Origin of the sequence: Salegentibacter sp. BLCTC, assembly GCF_015143665.1 — a bacterium.
Lineage (GTDB): Bacteria > Bacteroidota > Bacteroidia > Flavobacteriales > Flavobacteriaceae > Salegentibacter > Salegentibacter maritimus.
Genome location: NZ_WYEW01000007.1, coordinates 249,969 through 268,280 on the forward strand (window position 1 = coordinate 249,969; position 18,312 = coordinate 268,280).

The 18,312-nt window shown below is 38.5% G+C and carries 16 protein-coding genes; 7 read left to right on the top strand and 9 right to left on the bottom strand.

All coding sequences use genetic code 11. The annotated features are described in order from the left end of the window. Nucleotides 1–25: 25 nt before the first annotated feature. Nucleotides 26–1,627: a DUF4270 domain-containing protein gene (locus GUB10_RS10800; protein ID WP_193711461.1), complete on the bottom strand. Its 1,602-nt coding sequence runs from the start codon at nt 1,625–1,627 to the stop codon at nt 26–28. A 13-nt stretch (nt 1,628–1,640) separates the two neighbouring features. Next, nucleotides 1,641–2,453: a glycogen/starch synthase gene (locus GUB10_RS10805; protein WP_193711462.1), complete on the bottom strand. Its 813-nt coding sequence runs from the start codon at nt 2,451–2,453 to the stop codon at nt 1,641–1,643. 110 nt (nt 2,454–2,563) lie between these two features. Between GUB10_RS10805 and panC the strand changes: the two genes are divergently transcribed. The 6 genes from panC (at nt 2,564) to GUB10_RS10835 (ending at nt 8,535) form a co-directional block, all read left to right on the top strand. After that, nucleotides 2,564–3,421, top strand: a complete 858-nt coding sequence (gene panC / locus GUB10_RS10810; RefSeq protein WP_193711463.1) for a pantoate--beta-alanine ligase — start codon at nt 2,564–2,566, stop codon at nt 3,419–3,421. 3 nt (nt 3,422–3,424) lie between these two features. Then, complete coding sequence (gene panD / locus GUB10_RS10815; protein ID WP_193711464.1) at nt 3,425–3,775, top strand: aspartate 1-decarboxylase; 351 nt, start codon at nt 3,425–3,427, stop codon at nt 3,773–3,775. A 5-nt stretch (nt 3,776–3,780) separates the two neighbouring features. Further along, on the top strand, nt 3,781–4,746 hold the full coding sequence (locus tag GUB10_RS10820; RefSeq protein ID WP_193711465.1) for a lysylphosphatidylglycerol synthase transmembrane domain-containing protein: 966 nt from the start codon (nt 3,781–3,783) through the stop codon (nt 4,744–4,746). 37 nt (nt 4,747–4,783) lie between these two features. Beyond that, a complete protein-coding gene (locus tag GUB10_RS10825) occupies nt 4,784–5,932 on the top strand; it encodes an alpha/beta hydrolase (RefSeq protein ID WP_193711466.1) in 1,149 nt (382 codons plus the stop codon). Between the two features lie 19 nt (nt 5,933–5,951). Then, complete coding sequence (radA, locus tag GUB10_RS10830) at nt 5,952–7,316, top strand: DNA repair protein RadA (RefSeq protein ID WP_193711467.1); 1,365 nt, start codon at nt 5,952–5,954, stop codon at nt 7,314–7,316. A gap of 79 nt (nt 7,317–7,395) precedes the next feature. Next, nucleotides 7,396–8,535 carry a M23 family metallopeptidase gene (locus tag GUB10_RS10835; protein WP_193711468.1) on the top strand — a complete coding sequence of 380 codons (1,140 nt, stop codon included), beginning with the start codon at nt 7,396–7,398 and terminating at the stop codon, nt 8,533–8,535. 24 nt (nt 8,536–8,559) lie between these two features. Here the strand turns inward: GUB10_RS10835 and GUB10_RS10840 are convergent, their stop codons facing one another. From GUB10_RS10840 to GUB10_RS10870, 7 genes are all read right to left on the bottom strand, one after another. Beyond that, entirely contained in the window at nt 8,560–9,597 is a 1,038-nt protein-coding gene (locus GUB10_RS10840) for an NADP(H)-dependent aldo-keto reductase (RefSeq protein WP_193711469.1), read from the bottom strand. 23 nt (nt 9,598–9,620) lie between these two features. Beyond that, nucleotides 9,621–10,565, bottom strand: a complete 945-nt coding sequence (locus tag GUB10_RS10845; protein ID WP_193711470.1) for an OmpA family protein — start codon at nt 10,563–10,565, stop codon at nt 9,621–9,623. A 21-nt stretch (nt 10,566–10,586) separates the two neighbouring features. After that, nucleotides 10,587–11,357 carry an exodeoxyribonuclease III gene (locus tag GUB10_RS10850; protein WP_193711471.1) on the bottom strand — a complete coding sequence of 257 codons (771 nt, stop codon included), beginning with the start codon at nt 11,355–11,357 and terminating at the stop codon, nt 10,587–10,589. A gap of 52 nt (nt 11,358–11,409) precedes the next feature. Continuing rightward, nucleotides 11,410–11,949, bottom strand: coding sequence for a DinB family protein (locus GUB10_RS10855; RefSeq protein ID WP_193711472.1), 540 nt, complete (start codon nt 11,947–11,949; stop codon nt 11,410–11,412). A 9-nt stretch (nt 11,950–11,958) separates the two neighbouring features. After that, nucleotides 11,959–14,934 (bottom strand): T9SS type A sorting domain-containing protein, encoded by a 2,976-nt coding sequence (locus GUB10_RS10860; protein WP_193711473.1) that lies wholly within the window; start codon nt 14,932–14,934, stop codon nt 11,959–11,961. 117 nt (nt 14,935–15,051) lie between these two features. Continuing rightward, the gene (locus GUB10_RS10865; RefSeq protein WP_193711474.1) at nt 15,052–16,590 is read right to left on the bottom strand and encodes a glycine--tRNA ligase; all 1,539 of its coding nucleotides are present in this window, start codon (nt 16,588–16,590) and stop codon (nt 15,052–15,054) included. A gap of 63 nt (nt 16,591–16,653) precedes the next feature. Then, nucleotides 16,654–17,538 carry a hypothetical protein gene (locus GUB10_RS10870; RefSeq protein WP_193711475.1) on the bottom strand — a complete coding sequence of 295 codons (885 nt, stop codon included), beginning with the start codon at nt 17,536–17,538 and terminating at the stop codon, nt 16,654–16,656. A gap of 61 nt (nt 17,539–17,599) precedes the next feature. Here GUB10_RS10870 and GUB10_RS10875 point away from each other — a divergent pair, with 61 nt between their 5' ends. Then, nucleotides 17,600–18,280, top strand: coding sequence for a ComF family protein (locus GUB10_RS10875; protein ID WP_193711476.1), 681 nt, complete (start codon nt 17,600–17,602; stop codon nt 18,278–18,280). Nucleotides 18,281–18,312: the final 32 nt, after the last annotated feature.

Below are 18,312 nucleotides of genomic sequence, written 5' to 3' on the forward strand. Positions count from 1 at the left end.
TAGTATATTGGTATTAGTTAGTAAATTATTTAATCTCTGTGTAGTATATTCTAAGTTTTAATCGTTTCTCTTCATCGTTTGATAGGTTACCGTGCAAAACAGTGCCCTCGGGGGTTGTAATTACTTCTGATGGTATTGTCTCAATATCATCAAGCCCTCTCACACCTGATTGTAATGGGGTAATAGGACCGTCTCTTCTGTCTAAAAATACATTGTTAATATTATCAACCAACACCAATCCCAACCGAACATTCTCAGCATCATCCTCCAAAATATTGGTTACGTGCTGGGTAAGATTTATTTTATATCCAACAGGCTCATCATTAGAGGCATCTTTCAAAATTTTAGAAAAGGAAGTTAGGGAATTAAGTGGTTGGGCAGAATTAAAATCCTGAACAAAATTACGAGCAAAACTTAAATCTGCCAGCAACCTTCCATTATCAAGGTCATACAAATAAAGCCTATTATACTCATTCATCTCACTAACAAAGCTTTTATCTACGTAAAAATTAAGATTAACCTCGTTAATAAGCCAGTCTTTTTCTTTTAAAGCCTCTATTTGCTCTTCATCCTGAAAAAGCTCTATCACCGCCATACTTCCTTCTCCCCCATTCAGGAAAAGCTTTTCAGCACCTGCTTCCGCATTACTTTCTTCTATAGCCTGCAATATATCTCCCGGATACTCTCCTTTAAAACTATTTACAATAGTACTACCCAAATCAAGTTTATATTGTTTACGACGTCTTATGGTATCTGTACCGCCATCATCATTGGTAGTTTCCACCTCATTGGTATAAAACAGTTCTATTCCGGCACCAGACTCTTTATTAAGGTTGAAAAAGATCATGGTCCCATCTTCTTCTTTTGGCTCAGCTTTAATAAACATTCCGCGCAAGTAATTCTTAAAATTATTATTATTACTAAGTACGCCAGAACCTTCTTTTTCGATAATTTTTTCCTGAAAATACGCAGTCGGAAGTTTAATTCTTAACGCCGGACCGGAAGCAATGGTATCTTGCTCACCCTGGTCATTTTCTTCATAGGAAACAATAGCCTGATTAGAAGGCAGAAAATTATCATTTTCGTAAATCACCTCCCCAGTAAGGTTTTGTTCAAATAAATCTTGCTCATCTGAGTAATAACGTTGACTATCCTGAAAATCGGCATCTGGATCTAAATCTCTCAAATAATAATTAGATTCCTGAATAGAAATTTTAATTGGAGTGTTGCCATACACAGAGTCTAAAGCATAAGTTATATTCCCATCTTCATCTGAATCAGCTTCAGTACTAAAATAAGGAATTGTTAAAACCACACTATCAAGCTCTGGTTCTGTACCAAAAGTAGGGTTTTGTGTAGGTAGTGAAATTTGAGTAAGAATACTTGCTGTGGTTTGCCCGTAAATAGGATGATCATAAACCCCCAATAAATGGTTTCCAAGCTTATTTGTTTGTACTGAATTGATTTTTTTACTGTAGGCAGTAACTTCAACCTCCTCTAGCTCAAGATCACTGGTATTTTCAATAATCTCACCTCCAACAGTACTATACTCATCATCACAGGCCACAAAAGCAAAAACAACAACAAGTAAAGTTGCTGTTTTATACATCATTCTCATTAAATTCATTCGATAAAAATTTCTATTCAGATAAAACTTCGTTAGTATAAAAATCCTGATAAGCCTGGCTAAATTCTTCCCTATTTTTATAAGGAAGCAATGGCTTATTAATTCTGGTTAAATATGTAGCAAGTTCTTCAGGGATATTATCACCGGCTGTAATTACCGCATCTGAATGATCTGCTGCCAGCTTCATTAAATTAACAAAGTTTGGGGTTTTTAAATGTTTTATATCTTCTTTCTCCATTCCGTCATACAAGACTTTCTCCTGCATCTCTTCATCTAACGTTCCTTCGAAGTCTTGATTGTATACAGAAGTAACTATTTTTGCACCATTAAACAAAGGCTCATTCCCATAATAACATCTTAGATACAACGGAAGCAGGGATGCCAGCCAACCATGTACATGAATAATATCGGGCGACCAATTTAATTTTTTCACGGTTTCTATTACTCCTTTAGCAAAAAAGATGGCACGCTCGTCATTATCTTCAAATAAGTTACCATCCTCATCAGTGAGAGTAGCTTTTCTTTTAAAATAATCTTCATTATCTATAAAGTAAACCTGCATTCTTTCCTTAGGAATAGATGCCACTTTAATAATTAATGGCATATCTAGATCATTAATCACCAAATTCATCCCAGAAAGCCTTATCACTTCGTGAAGTTGGTGGCGGCGTTCATTGATATTACCAAACCGGGGCATAAAAATTCTTATTTGCCCTCCAATATTATTTACCATTTTTGCGGCTTCAAAAGACGTGGATGATATTTCGGTTTCGGGCAGGTAAGGAATAACTTCAGATGATACGTATAATATCCTCTTATCTTTCATAAATAGATGGCTTTAATTGCGATTGCGAACAAAAAACACGCAAAATTACAAAAATTTATGCAGATTGCTAGTAATATATTAAGTTTGCACGCTGTTAATTTTATAATAAAATGCAGGTTTTCAAAGAAAAAACCCTTCTAAAAGCGGCGGTTAAGGCCGCAAAATCCAATGTAAAAACCATTGGTTTAGTCCCCACCATGGGGGCATTACACCAGGGACATTTATCCCTGGTAAAACAAGCATTACAGGAATGTGATCAGGTGATTATCAGCATCTTTGTAAACCCAACCCAATTTGACAACCCTGCCGATCTTGAGAAATATCCGCGTACTTTAGAGGAAGATATAAGGCTTTTAAAACAAGCCGATCCTGAGCTTTGGATTTTCACTCCCACAGCTAAAGAATTATATGGCGAAAATATAAGTGCCGAGCAGTTTAATTTTGATGGATTAGAGCAAGTAATGGAGGGAAAACACCGAAACGGACATTTTGACGGGGTTGGAACCATCGTAAAAAGACTCTTCGAAGTAATTACGCCACACAAGGCTTTTTTTGGTGAAAAAGATTTTCAGCAATTACAAATTGTAAGAAAATTAATTGATAAAACCGGACTTCCTGTAGAAATAGTAGGCTGCCCCATTTTAAGGGAAGAAAATGGATTGGCAAGAAGTTCCCGAAATGAGAGGTTGAATACTTTTGAGCGTGAGGAAGCCTCTTTTATTTACAAAACCCTGCTTAAAGTTAACGAACTATTTGGCACAAAAAGTGCAGAATATATTCAAAACTGGGTAGAGGGGCAATTTAAAAATCATCAGGTTTTAAAACTAGAATATTTTGAGATTGCCAATACCCAAACATTAGAAAAAATTAACCGAAAAAGAAAAGGCAATACCTACCGTGCATTTATCGCGGCCTATGTTGGAGAAGTTAGGCTTATAGACAATATTGCCCTAAATAACGAAGAATAAACTATGCAAGTTCACGTAGTAAAATCTAAAATACACAGAGTAAAAGTTACAGGTGCCGATCTTAATTACATAGGCAGTATTACTATAGATGAAGATCTTATGGAAGCTGCCAATATAATTGAAGGGGAAAAAGTCCAAATTGTAAACAACAACAATGGAGAACGCCTGGAAACATATGTAATACCGGGTCCAAGAAATTCTGGCGAAATTACCTTAAATGGTGCCGCGGCCAGGAAAGTTGCCAAGGGCGATATTTTAATATTAATCGCTTATGCTATTATGGATTTTGAAGAAGCAAAATCATTTAAACCTTCACTGGTATTCCCTAATGAAGAAAACAATCTTTTGAGCTAATTCATTTGAATAAGAACCTGGTTAAAATACTTAAAATTATACTCCCACTTTTACTGGGAGTTTTTTTAGTTTGGTATTCCCTAAATACCGCCACACCAGAAGAAAGGGAAGAATTGTGGCAAAATATTTTAAACGCCAACCCCTGGTTTTTACTACTATCTATGGTTCTTGGCGGCCTCTCCCACCTTTCGCGTGCGTACCGCTGGAAGTTTATGCTAGAACCTATGGGCTACAAACCCAGGCTCCTCAATAGCTTTATGGCCGTAATGGCCGGGTACCTGGCAAATTTCGGAATTCCAAGATCGGGGGAAGTTTTGCGCGCAGCGAGTCTCTCCTCTTATGAAAAGATCCCTTTTGAAAAAGCATTCGGGACCATTATTTCTGAAAGAATTGCCGATGTTGTTATTATGCTGTCTATTACGGCATTCACATTATTACTTCAAACCGAATATTTACTCACTTACTTTAGCAATAATAATATTAACCCCTTAACCAGTTTCGGTTTACTTATAGCTCTTTTATTACTTGGCATTATTATACTTCAGTTTATAAAAAGATCACAACTCTCATTTTTAGTTCGCATAAAAAAAATGGCACGCGGACTTTTAGAAGGGATGCGAAGTATTTTTAAAATGGAACAAAAATGGGCATTTATCTTCCATACCCTGTTTATATGGATTATGTACATTCTAATGTTCTATGTAATTATTTTTGCCGTTCCCGGAATGGAAAAAGTTAGTTTCTCTGTAGTTATGGCTACTTTTGTTGTGGGTTCTTTTGCAGTTTCGGCTACCAATGGCGGAATTGGCGTTTACCCCGTGGCCATTGGTGCTATCTTAGTTGTTTTTGGCATTTCTAAACAAACCGGCGAAGCCTTTGGATGGATTACCTGGAGCACACAAACCCTTTTGGTACTTATCCTGGGCGGACTTTCCTTCATTTTCCTCCCAATTTTCAACCGTCGGAAATAAATTATATCTTGTGTTGGTTAAACAAAACCCAACACCTATGATTAAAAAATTACTAATTTTTGTGCTGCTGGTAGCACCGCTACTAAGTTCAGCACAAACACTTTATGAAACTATTTCTTCCCAAAAACTTGGGGAAATAAGGGAAATTAAAATTCAATTACCAAGAAATTACGAAGAAAACACCGAAAAAACCTACCCGGTAATCCTGGTATTAGATGGCGACTATCTATTTGAACCCATGGCCGGCAATGTAGATTATTATTCCTATTGGGAAGATGCCCCCGAAATGATTGTAGTTGGCGTCAACCAAAGTAAATCGCGTATGGACGATGCTTATTATGAAGATCGAAATTTTCTTCCGGCAAATAAAGGCGCAGCCTTTTTTGAATTCCTGGGAATGGAACTTTTGCAGCATATAGATAATAAATATAGGACTGCCAATTTTAGAGTAATTGCGGGCCACGATTATACGGCAAATTTCATTAATTATTACCTGTTGAAATCCAATCCTATTTTTCATGGCTATATCAATTTAAGCCCGGACCTGGCACCCCAAATGGTAGATCGTATCAGCAATGCCTTAAGGAAATCTGAAACCAAAAAATGGCTTTATTTGGCTACCGGAACCGATGATATCCCACAGCTAAAAAACGGGATCGAAGCCCTTAACGAACAACTAACAGCTTTGGAAAACGATTTGGTAACCTATGAGTTTGATAATTTTGAAAATGCTACCCACTATTCTTTGGTAGGAAAAGCAATCCCTGCCGCCCTCGAGAGCATTTTTAATGTTTACAGACCTATAAGTAAGAAAGATTACAATGAGCTTTTGCTACAAACTTCGGTTTCTTCAGTAGAGTTTTTAACCGATAAATATGAAAGCATAAACGAGCTTTTCGGTATTGAGAAAAAAATACGCTTAGAAGATTTTATGGCCATTCATAATGCGATTGAAAAAACGAAAAGATGGGAAGATTACAAAGGTTTAAGTGACCTGGCTTATGACAACTATCCCGGGACTATGCTTGGCACTTACTTTGAAGCTCGTTACGAAGAGGAAACCGGCAATCCTAGAAAAGCAATGCGAACCTACCAAAATGCATACGGACAAGAAAAAATAGCATTTTTAAACACCGATTTTATGCTGGCAAAAGCCGATGCAATTAAAAAAGATTTCGGTTATTAGCAGCAAAATTTAAAGCTAAATGGCCAAGGTTAAATCAACGTTCTATTGTCAAAATTGTGGAAGTCAATATGCGAAATGGCAGGGCAAATGCAGTTCGTGTGGCGAGTGGAATACCATTGCTGAAGAAATTGTAGAAAAACCAGATAAAAAAGACTGGAAAACCGCTACCCATAACCAGGCAAAACGAACTTCCAAACCTTTAAAAATAGCTGAAATTGAAAACAGCCCCCAAAACCGATGGAATACCGGCAACACCGAACTGGACCGGGTTTTAGGCGGCGGACTTGTACCTGGATCGCTCACCCTACTGGGCGGTGAACCGGGCATAGGAAAAAGCACATTGCTTCTTCAAATTTCACTTCAATTAAACTACAAGGTATTATACGTTTCAGGAGAAGAAAGTCAGCAACAAATAAAAATGCGGGCAGAACGTATTAATCCTGTCGCTGCCAATTGCTATATTCTTACCGAAACCAAAACCCAAAATATCTTTCGGCAAATTGAAAGCATTGAGCCCGAAGTGATTATTATAGATTCTATTCAAACCCTGCACAGCGATTATATTGAAAGTGCCCCGGGGAGCATCTCCCAAATTAGGGAATGCACAGCAGAACTTATAAAATTTGCAAAAGAAACCAACACCCCGGTTATTCTAATAGGTCATATCACAAAAGAAGGCAGTATTGCAGGCCCAAAAGTACTGGAGCATATGGTAGATACCGTTTTGCAGTTTGAAGGCGATAGAAACCACGTATATCGAATTTTACGGGCTCATAAAAACCGATTTGGCTCTACCCACGAACTGGGTATTTACGAAATGCAGGGAAGCGGTTTACGAGAAGTAAGCAACCCCTCTGAAATTCTTATTTCCAGGAATGATGAAGATCTTAGCGGCACAGCCATTTCGGCCACTTTAGAAGGAATGCGCCCTCTTATGATAGAAATTCAGGCGCTGGTAAGTACAGCTGTGTATGGAACACCACAACGGTCGGCTACAGGTTACAATGTAAAACGGCTAAACATGCTATTGGCTGTTTTAGAAAAACGAGCTGGTTTTAGGCTGGGCGCCAAAGATGTTTTTTTAAATATTACCGGTGGAATTAGTGTAGATGATCCTGCAATAGACCTGGCCGTAATTGCTGCTATTTTATCTTCAAATGAAGATATCTCTATTCCAAAAGATATTTGTTTTGCTGCTGAAGTTGGCCTTGCCGGAGAAATTAGACCGGTTACCCGTGTAGAGCAACGTATTATTGAAGCCGAAAAACTCGGCTTTGCTTCAATCCTGGTTTCCAAACAAAGCAAGGTCCCAAAAAGCAATTTCAACATCAATGTGATAAAAGTTGCTAAAATTGAAGATGTTGTAAGCCATTTGTTTGGGTAACCCAGCGATTGGGGGAATAAAAAAATAGCATCTTAACCTGGCACAATTACTGCTTTAATTTGCACGGAAACGCAAGATTATGAAGCAGATAAAATTTTTAAGCCTATCCTTAATTTTAATAATTTCCGGATGTTCGCAAATTAATAAAGCATCTGATTTTATAACTAATCCTACCGCAAAAGAGCAGTATAAACGTGATTTGAATATTTCAGATGAACTATTTCAAATTTGGGAAAATTCGGCTGAAACGGTATTTCAGGATAGTGTAGGCATAAATCTGCCTTATGCCGAAACCGGTAAATTCTTTCCTAAAGGTTTTTCAGTGTATTCTTATGAAATTAAGCTTCAACCCGGAGAGGTTTTAAATGTTGAAGTGAAAACCGATTCTACCGGGCAAGTTGTTTTTATAGAGTTATTTGAAAAGATAGGCGATTCAACAAACGTATTTGAAAAGATCAAAACTTCAGGTTTCCGGAAGAAAAGATTAAGTTTTGAAGCCCATAAAAAAGCTACCTATAAATTAGTTATTCAACCCGAAATTGAAGCGCACACCCCTTTCACTTTTAAAATAGAGAAACAACCGGCTTATCTTTTTCCGGTGAGTGCCGGCTCAAATAGAAATGTACAAAGTTACTGGGGCGATAATCGCGATGGCGGTGCCAGGCGCCACGAGGGCATAGATATTTTTGCTAAAAGAGGAACCCCAGTAGTTGCTGCTACAGATGGTAGCCTTGGCTTTACCGGCGAAAAGGGACTTGGTGGCAAGCAGGTTTGGCTGCGGGACCCAAAACGCAAGCAATCGCTTTATTATGCGCATTTAGATAGTATTGCCAATATCTCTGGGAATGTAAAAAGAGGAGATACTTTGGGCTTTGTGGGCAACACAGGTAATGCCAGGACCACACCCCCACATCTACATTTCGGAATTTATAAAAGCTATCGCGGCGCCATAAACCCCTTACATTTTGTATATCAAACCAACGTTCTGGAAAACGAACCTAAGAAATTAGACAGCACTCCACATCAATTGCTAGTAAAAACCAACAAAGCCAATCTTAGAAATAAGCCGACAACTTCAGGCTCAAAAATTTTAAGCACCTCCAAAGCCAGGGATACCCTGCAATTTTTGGGAAAAACTAATGAATGGTACCATATAAGGACCTCAGCAAACCAAGCTTCTTTTATACACCAAAGTTTGGTAGCCCCAATAGCTCCTTAAACCCTGGAGAGCAAATGATTATTATTAAGGTGCAGGATTTGGATAGGTTTCGTGAACTTTATTAATCTCGCCTAATATTTCCTCCGAAAGTTCAACCTCTATACTTCCAATATTTTCAGTCAACTGTTTTAAAGAAGTGGCACCAATAATATTACTGGTTACAAAAGGTCGCGTATTTACAAATGCCAAAGACATTTGAGCGAAATTCAGGTTATGCTTTTTAGCAATTTCGCTATAAGCTCTGGTAGCCTTTACTGCCTGCTCATTAGAATATCGTTTATACTGCGAAAATAAGCCCAGTCTTGAATTGGGTTCTACGCCATCTAAATGCTTTCCGGTTAAAGTTCCCATTCCCAATGGAGAGTAAGGAAATAAACCTATATTTTCACGATGAAGCACTTCTGTAAGTCCAATTTCATCTTTTCTATTTAGCAAATTATACGGATTTTGTACGGTAATCATCTTGGGAAGATTATGTTTTCTACTTTCCTCCAAAAAACGCATTACTCCGTATGGAGTTTCATTAGACAAGCCTACCTGCCTAATTTTCCCCTCTTTTACAAAGCCGTTTAAAGTTTCCAGGACTTCCTGAAAGTTTTCTTCCCAGACTTCATTTTCATCGTGCTCGTAGCCTAATTTTCCAAAGAAATTAGTGTTTCGCTCCGGCCAGTGCAGTTGATAAAGGTCTATATAATCTATTTGAAGTCGTTTTAAACTCTTGTGCAAGGCATCGGTAACTGCTTCTTTAGAAAAACCCAGGTTTTCCCGTATATGTTCCATAGCATTTCCCGGCCCAACTACTTTTGAAGCCAGCACTACCTCTTCCCTTCTACCCGATTTTTTAAACCAGGAACCAATAATTTCTTCTGTACTACCCTGGGTTTCGGCTTTTCCGGGAATAGAATACATTTCTGCTGTATCCAGGAAATTCACCCCTTTATCTAGCGCTAAATCTATTTGTTCGTGGCCTTCGGCTTCAGTATTTTGCTCGCCCCAGGTCATAGTACCCAGGCATATTTTACTAACTTTTATATCGGTATTGGGTAGCTTGGTATATTTCATTGGTTTTCTTCGGAAATGATTATTTATTCGTTTAGCAATTTAGTTACCTCATCTAACTTTGGTGTTAAAATTACCTCAATTCTTCTGTTTTTCGCTTTCCCTTCAGCGGTATCATTAGTGGCAATTGGCGCATACTCCCCACGGCCGGCTGCGGTTAAATTCTGCGGATCTATATTGTTATTTTCCTTTAAAATTTGCACAATAGAAGTTGCTCTTTTAGTTGAAAGGTCCCAATTATCCTTAAGTGTACCGCTTCCCCTGTAAGGCACATTATCGGTATGGCCCTCAATTAAAACCGCGATATCCGGGTTTTGTGCCAATACTTTCCCTAATTGATTTACCGCCTGTCTACCTTCAGCATTTACGGCCCAGCTTCCCGAGCTAAACAACAACTTATTTTCCATAGAAACATAAACTTTTCCATCGCGCTGTTCTACGGTTAAACCTTTCCCTTCAAAATTGGTAAGTGCCTTGGAAATAGCATCTTTTAGCGCATTCATTTTGGCATCCTTGGCCGCAATTAAGCTTTCCAGTTCATCTACCCTTCTAGAGCGGGCATCTAAATCTCGTTGCAATTTATCTAATCTGGCTTGCTCTGCTACCAACGCCTGTTCTTTCTCCTCTAATTCGGCTAAAAGTTCACGATTTTGACGGGAATTTTCTGCAATAGCTGCAGAACTGTTTTCTTCCAGCGCATCGTAAGAATCTTTTAGGGCAGCATAATTTTTTCTGGCACTTTCCAACTCATCTTTTAACCGGTCTCTTTCTGCAGTAGCTTCAGCATAATCTTCTTTTAAGGCTGAATATTCTTCATCTAAATCTCTATATTTTTCGAGTTCAGACTGTGTATTTCTATTTTCCCTTTTTAAATCAGCATGCCTGCTTTCAAGTTCCTGGTATTTTTTTGAAGACACGCAGGAAGTAAACATAAAAACCCCTGAAATTGCTAAAGCCACTACTTTTTTCATCACTATATATTATTATTTTATTTAAAATTTTGATTCTAATTCTACCAACACAGGACAGTGATCGCTGTGTTTGGCCTCGGGTAATATAACGGCGCGTTTCAGTTTTTCTTGTAGGGGTGTTGCCACTAAATTATAATCTATACGCCAGCCCTTATTATTGGCCCGGGCATTGGCGCGATAACTCCACCACGAGTATTGCTCTCCCTCTTCATTAAAGTGCCTAAAAGAGTCTATAAACCCACTTTTCATAAAATTATCTATCCATTTTCGTTCTTCCGGTAGAAATCCAGATACGTTTTTAAGTCGAACAGGATCGTGAATATCTATAGCTTCGTGACAAATATTATAGTCTCCACAAATTACAAGATTTGGGAAATCCTGTTTAATCTTGTCTATATACAGCTGAAAATCGTCCATAAACTTAAATTTATGTTCCAACCGGGCAATATTGGTTCCCGAAGGCAAATACAAGCTAATGATAGAAAAATCTTCAAAATCTGCCCTTATGGTACGCCCCTCGTGATCCATATAATCTATCCCGGTACCATATTCTACATGTAAAGGTTTATGCTTACTTAAAATTGCAACCCCGCTATAGCCTTTTTTTTGTGCAGGATACCAATAATGATACGGATACCCGGCCTCTTTAAAATCGTCCAGGTTTAATTGTTCCGGTTGGGCTTTTATCTCCTGCAGGCACACCACATCTGGATTTGCCTGTTGCACCCACTCTAAAAAGCCTTTTCTTATGGCCGCCCTAATTCCGTTTACGTTATAGGAAATAATTTTCATGAAAGTCAATTTTCCCCAAAAATAAGGCTAAATGCAAGATTTACAAGTTAGATTATTGAATTTCCAGCAGTCTTTTGGATTGTTGAAAATGCCTTTCTTCGTGTGCCAAAATAATTTTAAACGCAGCCTCAAGTTTATAAACAATTTTTGGATTTGCCGGCGAAGATATTACCGCGTTATTCTTTAAGAGATCTTCAGATTCTACAATTTTTTGTTTTAATTTTTCCTGATGTTCAAGAAATCTGGTTAATATTTCTTCTGAAACTTGAGTTTCCGAAGGCTTCCAAATAGAGAATGTTTTTGTTTTTTTGGTGGTTTCAGGCTGTACCGATTTTAGAATTGTTTTTCCGAAGAAATTTACCAAAAAACCAAATCTAGCAGCAAATGGCTTTTTATGACTTTTATCGCGAAGCCTGTCTATCATTGGAAAATAGGACTGGTTAATTAAAATTAGATGTTCTAAATTTTGCGCAATACTCCAGGTCTCTGTATTTGGTTTATGATGAATTTCGGCCTCATTTAGTTGCCCAAACTCTGTTTTAAACTTCAGGGTAATTTCATCTAACCTATTTAAAAATTCTTCGGTATACATATTTTCTTATCATTCTACGATAAAGCGTTTCACCTTTCCAACCTCCCGGGTCCCCATTCTTACAAGATAAACTCCTCTTGCCGCATAAGACATATCCAGTTCGTACACATAGCCGCTACCCGAGTTTTGCACCTGGTTTTCCAACATTTTTTGTCCTAAAATATTATGTACCGTAACCCGCAAGGTTTCCTCATAATCGGTCTCCATTACAATTCTAAACTGCTGGTTCTCTTCTGAAACTACAACAAGTTCAGCTTCGTTTAAAATAAAGTCTTCAATATCTAAGGTAGAATCGGTAATATTTACAGAATAGTCGTGGGTTGTGCCATACTCCATAATCTCGCAAGGATTATTTAGATCTGTTTCAAAATCTACATCCCCTGCCCTAATTCTCAACAAGTGTTGTCCTAATTCTGCATCAGCCGGAATACTAAAATTTGTATCGTGCCATTCTCCTGCCGTAGGAATAATTTCTGAAGTTATTAAACGCTCCTCATCACTAAATACCGCATCGTCATTAAAATCTATCCACATAGAAAAACGCTCGGCATTCTCAGCGGTTAATTCACCAAATAAAGATTGTACCGAAACGGTAAACTCACTTTGGGAGCGATCTAAATTAGCAGAAAGACCAATAAAATCGGCATAGCCATTTCCGCAGGGAATACGTTCGTTAAGCACATTTTCCAGCTCAAAAAAGAAAATTCCATCGCCATAACTACAATCGCCACCTTCAGGAATACAATCTAAATTAGCAAGTGTTTTTACCGCGGTATCGTTGGTAGGGTCAAAATCGTTTGTTAAGCGCGTTCCCCCGGTAATCCTATAGCTTCCGGAAGGAGAAATATCTGAAGTTTGGTTAAACGTGTATACCTCCAAACCTCCCACCGGCAGGGTTCCGTTAAAAACTTCCCTAACCGGGGTGTTATTTCCTATTTGATAGAATACCGGAAAATTTTGTTGTGGTTCCCCTCCAAAGTTTTCTATACTTATGCTTATCTCTTCTGAAGCACTAAAATTTTCTCCGGTTTGTGGTGCATCAATTGAAGTTACCCCAACATCGTTTGGAGGTAAGTTTTTAATAGAAGTAAGCAAGCTATCATTTTCAGCATTTTCATCTCCCGCCAAATTTGTACTAAAAACAAATTCATAGGTTCTCCCAACCTCCGAAAGATCGGCTTTTGCAGCAAAAGTAAATTCTGCCGAGCTCGTGGCAGGAATACTTTCTTCAAATATTTCGGTAATCTCGGGGCCACCATCTACGCTATAGCTTACTTCAAAATTAGATTGCGCATTGCGACCGTAGTTTCTTATTTTAATGGTAATTTCTTCATTAGCACCCAAACTGGAATCTTCCGGACGTACCAAAGAAACCACGCCAAGATCGTTATCAAAATCTGGTGCAATTTTAAATACGCCTACGTGGTTTTTTCTTTCAGGACCTACAAAATACTCCCCATTATGCCAAAAAGTAAGCCCATCGGCAGGGTCTACGCTTAAATGTGCATAATCCCCATACCTGGAGTTAGGATTAGGGCTTTCGCCTTCAATAATACTTTGTTCCTCTATAGTCATAACTCCGGGCTCATCGTTTTTATATCTTCCTGTATAGCGTAAAGAGGGAAAAACCGGGTTTTGAGGATTATCGTTTAACACGGTATAACCAAGGGCAATATTACCCTCTTTATCCAAACCAATACTGCCGCTAAACCTGTCGCTATTATCGGGGGCGTAAGTCCCCTCCTGATGAACACTCCAGGGACCACCATCGTTTTGTTGCCTAAGCTCATACCACCTTATTCCGGCGTGTTCTGCGGCACCAGGGTTTACATCTACTACAAAATTCATTACCACGGCATTATAGTCCTGGAAGCGCCTATAGGTGGTCATATACATCATAGTGGCTTGCAACACATCAATTTCGGGAGTGTCGCTTCCCGGTTGCGACAAATTTGAAAAAGAACCTCCATCAAAAGTGGCGATAAATGGTGAGACGCCCTGGGCCGAACCCAATTCCTGAGATTCAGCTATTGTGGAATTAGATGGATTATTCCAATCTACATTAATAAGCCAAAGTTTTAAATGGTCTTCGTTAACACCTGCCCAGGCATCGTCTTGAAGGTAAACAATAGGGGAATTTCCTCGCGGTGGCAACTCCTTGCCTATAGCCGAAAAACCGGCTGGGCTATAAAAACCATTGGTTTGTATTCCGGGTAAAGGAAAAGACATTATTTGCGCCGTTTGTCCCAAGAGCATTTTATCCCTTTCTAAAGCATATACAACCTGGCTGGTAGCTGCAGTTTGAGAGTTTTTATTGGTAGTAATATAATAGCCGTCTCCCCAAACCGAGATTTTAGGATAATCTGGTAAGACCCCATTGGTTGTAAACCTGTAGGTATACCACCCATCATTAACAGGGTCTGGGCCTTGCGATACAGCAATTAAAAAGCTTTCTGGCGTATCGCTAAATTGTGAAATTATAAACCTATCGGCAAATTCATCATAAAGTATAATGGGGTCTCCCAGGGTTTCATTGGTAAACTCGCCACCTATGCTGGCTAAAGATGCCGGTTGCCTAATTTGATTCCCCGATTTATCGAAAATTGAAAAAGCAGAATTCCAACCATTTACGTAATGATTTGGGCCTGCAGCCCCCGTGGGGTCTGTGGGTGTGGCTTGTGTAGATGCAGCTTCAAAAGTAAAATTAGGAGCTTTTACTGATATCTCTCCCATTTTTTGCTGAATTCCGGAAGTTTTACCCTTTGGCAAACCTTTACCTGGCACAATTTTGTTAATACCTCTATTCCTGGGATTATAAATTTTGAATTTCTTTTCGGGTACAATTAATTTTCTCCTGGCCATCGCAGAAGAAGAAACCGCACTGGCTGAGTCTATGTAAACAGGACCCGAGCTTTCCCGCTCCTGACCAATCACTGCCATCTGAAAACCAAAAATTAAAATTAATAGGAATATAATTCTTCTCATATTGAAATAAGGCTTCTTTTACACTCTAAAAATAAGGATTCTATGCTTATCAAAAACAAAAGGAGCGATTATCTTAAACAATCGCTCCTTCTTTATAATAAAAATTCCCTTTTTTATTTATTTTTTTATCCAGCTTTTAAAATCGACTTCCTGCTGAATAATATTTTTAAGCTCTGTAATGGCAACGCGCTTTTGCTCCATAGTATCTCTATGGCGAACAGTCACTTTTTTATCTTCAAGCGAATCGTGATCTACCGTAATACAAAGCGGGGTTCCCACAGCATCCTGGCGACGATACCTACGCCCAATAGCGTCTTTTTCGTCATATTGAACTCTAAAATCCCATTTTAATTCTTCTACAATTTCCTGGGCAAGTTCTGGCAAACCATCTTTTTTAACCAGGGGAAGAACCGCTGCTTTGGTAGGAGCGAGTACAGCGGGTAATTTTAGTACCGTTCTGCTGGTACCACCCTCCAGCTCCTCTTCTTTTAAAGAGCCTGAAAAAACGGCTAAAAACATTCTATCTAAACCAATAGAAGTTTCAATTACATAAGGCACATAATTTTCTTTCATTTCAGGATCGTAAAAACGCAATTTCTTTCCAGAATGCTCTTCGTGCGCTTTTAAATCGAAATCTGTTCTTGAATGAATTCCTTCTAATTCCTTAAAGCCAAAAGGAAAATTAAATTCTATATCTGTAGCGGCATTCGCATAATGCGCCATTTTCTCGTGATCGTGGAAACGATAATTTTCTTCTCCTAAACCTAAAGAAGCATGCCAATGCTGGCGGGTTTCTTTCCAATGTTCAAACCATTTTAACTCCTCGCCCGGGCGCACAAAAAATTGCATCTCCATTTGTTCGAATTCCCTCTGGCGGAAGATAAATTGTCTGGCTACAATTTCGTTTCTAAAAGCCTTTCCTATTTGGGCGATTCCAAAAGGAATCTTCATCCTACCTGTTTTTTGCACATTAGAAAAGTTTACGAAAATTCCCTGTGCCGTTTCAGGACGTAGGTATAAATCGGTAGCAGAATCGGCTGAAGCTCCCAATTTGGTTCCAAACATCAGGTTAAACTGCTTAACATCTGTCCAGTTTTTAGAACCGGTTTCGGGGCAGGCAATACCCAATTCTTCAATTAATGCTTTTACATCGGCAAGGTCTTCATCGGTAAGTGATTTGGCCAAACGCTCCAGAATCTCCTTTTCTTCTTTTTTGTAACGAATAACCCTTGGGTTAGTAGTCACAAACTCCTCTTCATTAAATTTATCGCCAAAACGTTTCCTGGCCTTTGCTATTTCCTTTTGCGCCTTTTGATTGAGCTTTTCTGCATAATCTTCAACCAAAACATCGGCCCTATAGCGTTTTTTAGAGTCTTTATTATCAATTAAAGGATCGTTAAAGGCATCTACGTGTCCGGAAGCCTTCCAGGTGGTTGGGTGCATTAAAATTGCCGCATCCAAACCAACGATGTTCTGGTGCAATTGCACCATACTTTTCCACCAATAATCTTTGATGTTTTTCTTTAATTCTGCTCCGTTTTGCCCGTAATCATAAACAGCACTTAAGCCGTCATAAATTTCACTCGATGCAAAAATATACCCATACTCTTTAGCATGGGATATTACATTTTTAAAAAAGTCTTCTTGTTTTGCCATAGCGCAAAAATAAAAAAACCGCCCTGATAAACAGCAGGGCGGACTTTGATTTTTAAGTTTTAATTATTTTAAGTTAAAAGAGGCTGTTCCCAATAAAGTTGCATTTGCATAAACATAGACTTTATAGGTACCTTCAAGCAATTTATCTTCCTGGGTATTGGCCAGTAAACAAACGTCAAGTTCGTTATTTTCGTAGTATACTTTTGAAGCAGCACTATAAACCATAGCCCCACCCTCGTGTTCTACTACAATTTCGTCGCCTACCAATTCATTCTCAGGATTGTAAACCTGTACATACATGTTTCTTTCGCCGGGGCCGGCAAGATCGTTTGCGGTAATCGTAAAACAGGTTCTTACCTGGTCTATTCTTCGGGTACGATCGTTTTCTACCAATTTTCCGCTATTTCTTACAATTACCCCTTCCCCGCGAAGATTTGTTATCTTTAATTGGGCTGCCCGGTCTACTTTATTTGCAAGGTCCTGGTTTGTAGTTTGCAAAGAATCAGATATACGGGTGCGTTCTTCTAAAATCACGTTAGTACTGTCTAGAGTTTGGGACATCATCTGGTTTTGGCGGTTCAAACTATCTACCACTCTAAACAAACGTTCTTTTTCGGCTTTAAGGTTTCCTATTTCACGACGATAGCGCGATATTAAAACCAGGTTGGCTTCATTTTCCTCAACCGAATCTAATAAACGCTCAATTCTATCCCTTGCGTCTACCAGATTCTGATCCATAATTTCATTTTCCTCAATGGCCTCATCGTATTTAACGATTAAATCATTAAGTTCATCTTCTATTACCTGCTTTTCCTTGGTAAGAATTGCTTTATTTTCTTTCTCTTCGTTGTAGAATTTAATTGTATAAATACCTAAGGCCAGCAAAGCCACGGCTAAAACTCCCGTTAAGATCTTAAGCGCTGTGTTATTCTTCTTTTCGGTCATCATAGTAATAATATTTGTTTGTAAATTTAGGAGATTATCAAGGCAACCTACAAGGACTTAACAAATGTTTCACGATTTAACAAACCTGTTCTATCCAAAAATATGCAATTGCTGTGACACCCAGCTTTTAAAAGCTGAAAAAGTAATTTGTACTGCTTGTTTACATCAACTTCCAACTACTAATTATCATTTAGATAACGAGAACACGACAAAAAAAGTATTTGATGCCCGTCTAAGTCTTGAAAATGCTACTTCGTTGCTATATTTTAGAAAAAAAGGGTTGGTACAAAAGCTTATTCATAATTTAAAATACAGGAAACAGGAAGATGTCGGGTATTTTCTTGGCAACTGGCTTGGAGACCAATTGGCTTCCCATCCAGGGTTTAGCAATGTTGATTGTGTGCTTCCGGTACCGCTTCATCACAAAAAATTAAAGAAAAGGGGATTTAATCAGGTAGCTGCTTTTAGCAAAGTACTCGCCAACAAGTTAAACGCAAAGTATATAGACGATGTACTGGTAAAGAAATCTGGTTCCCGAACTCAAACATTAAAAAAACGACTGGGAAGATGGGGAGTTATAGATGCCACTTTTATGATAGAAAACCAAAAAAAGCTAGAAAACAAACACTTACTTCTGGTAGACGACCTCGTTACTACCGGTGCAACCCTGGAAGCTTGCGGAAACAAACTCCTTCAAATTAAAAATACTAAATTAAGTATTGCCACAATGGCAATTACAGACTGATACACACCTTAAAACCTAAAATAATTGTTTCT

Excerpts from the sequence above, each read along its gene's own strand:
- GUB10_RS10800 (WP_193711461.1), bottom strand. The coding sequence starts at position 1,627 with ATGAATTTAATGAGAATGATGTATAAAACAGCAACTTTACTTGTTGTT.
- GUB10_RS10805 (WP_193711462.1), bottom strand. The coding sequence starts at position 2,453 with ATGAAAGATAAGAGGATATTATACGTATCATCTGAAGTTATTCCTTAC.
- panC (WP_193711463.1), top strand. The coding sequence starts at position 2,564 with ATGCAGGTTTTCAAAGAAAAAACCCTTCTAAAAGCGGCGGTTAAGGCC.
- panD (WP_193711464.1), top strand. The coding sequence starts at position 3,425 with ATGCAAGTTCACGTAGTAAAATCTAAAATACACAGAGTAAAAGTTACA.
- GUB10_RS10825 (WP_193711466.1), top strand. The coding sequence starts at position 4,784 with ATGATTAAAAAATTACTAATTTTTGTGCTGCTGGTAGCACCGCTACTA.
- radA (WP_193711467.1), top strand. The coding sequence starts at position 5,952 with ATGGCCAAGGTTAAATCAACGTTCTATTGTCAAAATTGTGGAAGTCAA.
- GUB10_RS10835 (WP_193711468.1), top strand. The coding sequence starts at position 7,396 with ATGAAGCAGATAAAATTTTTAAGCCTATCCTTAATTTTAATAATTTCC.
- GUB10_RS10840 (WP_193711469.1), bottom strand. The coding sequence starts at position 9,597 with ATGAAATATACCAAGCTACCCAATACCGATATAAAAGTTAGTAAAATA.
- GUB10_RS10845 (WP_193711470.1), bottom strand. The coding sequence starts at position 10,565 with ATGAAAAAAGTAGTGGCTTTAGCAATTTCAGGGGTTTTTATGTTTACT.
- GUB10_RS10850 (WP_193711471.1), bottom strand. The coding sequence starts at position 11,357 with ATGAAAATTATTTCCTATAACGTAAACGGAATTAGGGCGGCCATAAGA.
- GUB10_RS10855 (WP_193711472.1), bottom strand. The coding sequence starts at position 11,949 with ATGTATACCGAAGAATTTTTAAATAGGTTAGATGAAATTACCCTGAAG.
- GUB10_RS10860 (WP_193711473.1), bottom strand. The coding sequence starts at position 14,934 with ATGAGAAGAATTATATTCCTATTAATTTTAATTTTTGGTTTTCAGATG.
- GUB10_RS10865 (WP_193711474.1), bottom strand. The coding sequence starts at position 16,590 with ATGGCAAAACAAGAAGACTTTTTTAAAAATGTAATATCCCATGCTAAA.
- GUB10_RS10870 (WP_193711475.1), bottom strand. The coding sequence starts at position 17,538 with ATGATGACCGAAAAGAAGAATAACACAGCGCTTAAGATCTTAACGGGA.
- GUB10_RS10875 (WP_193711476.1), top strand. The coding sequence starts at position 17,600 with ATGTTTCACGATTTAACAAACCTGTTCTATCCAAAAATATGCAATTGC.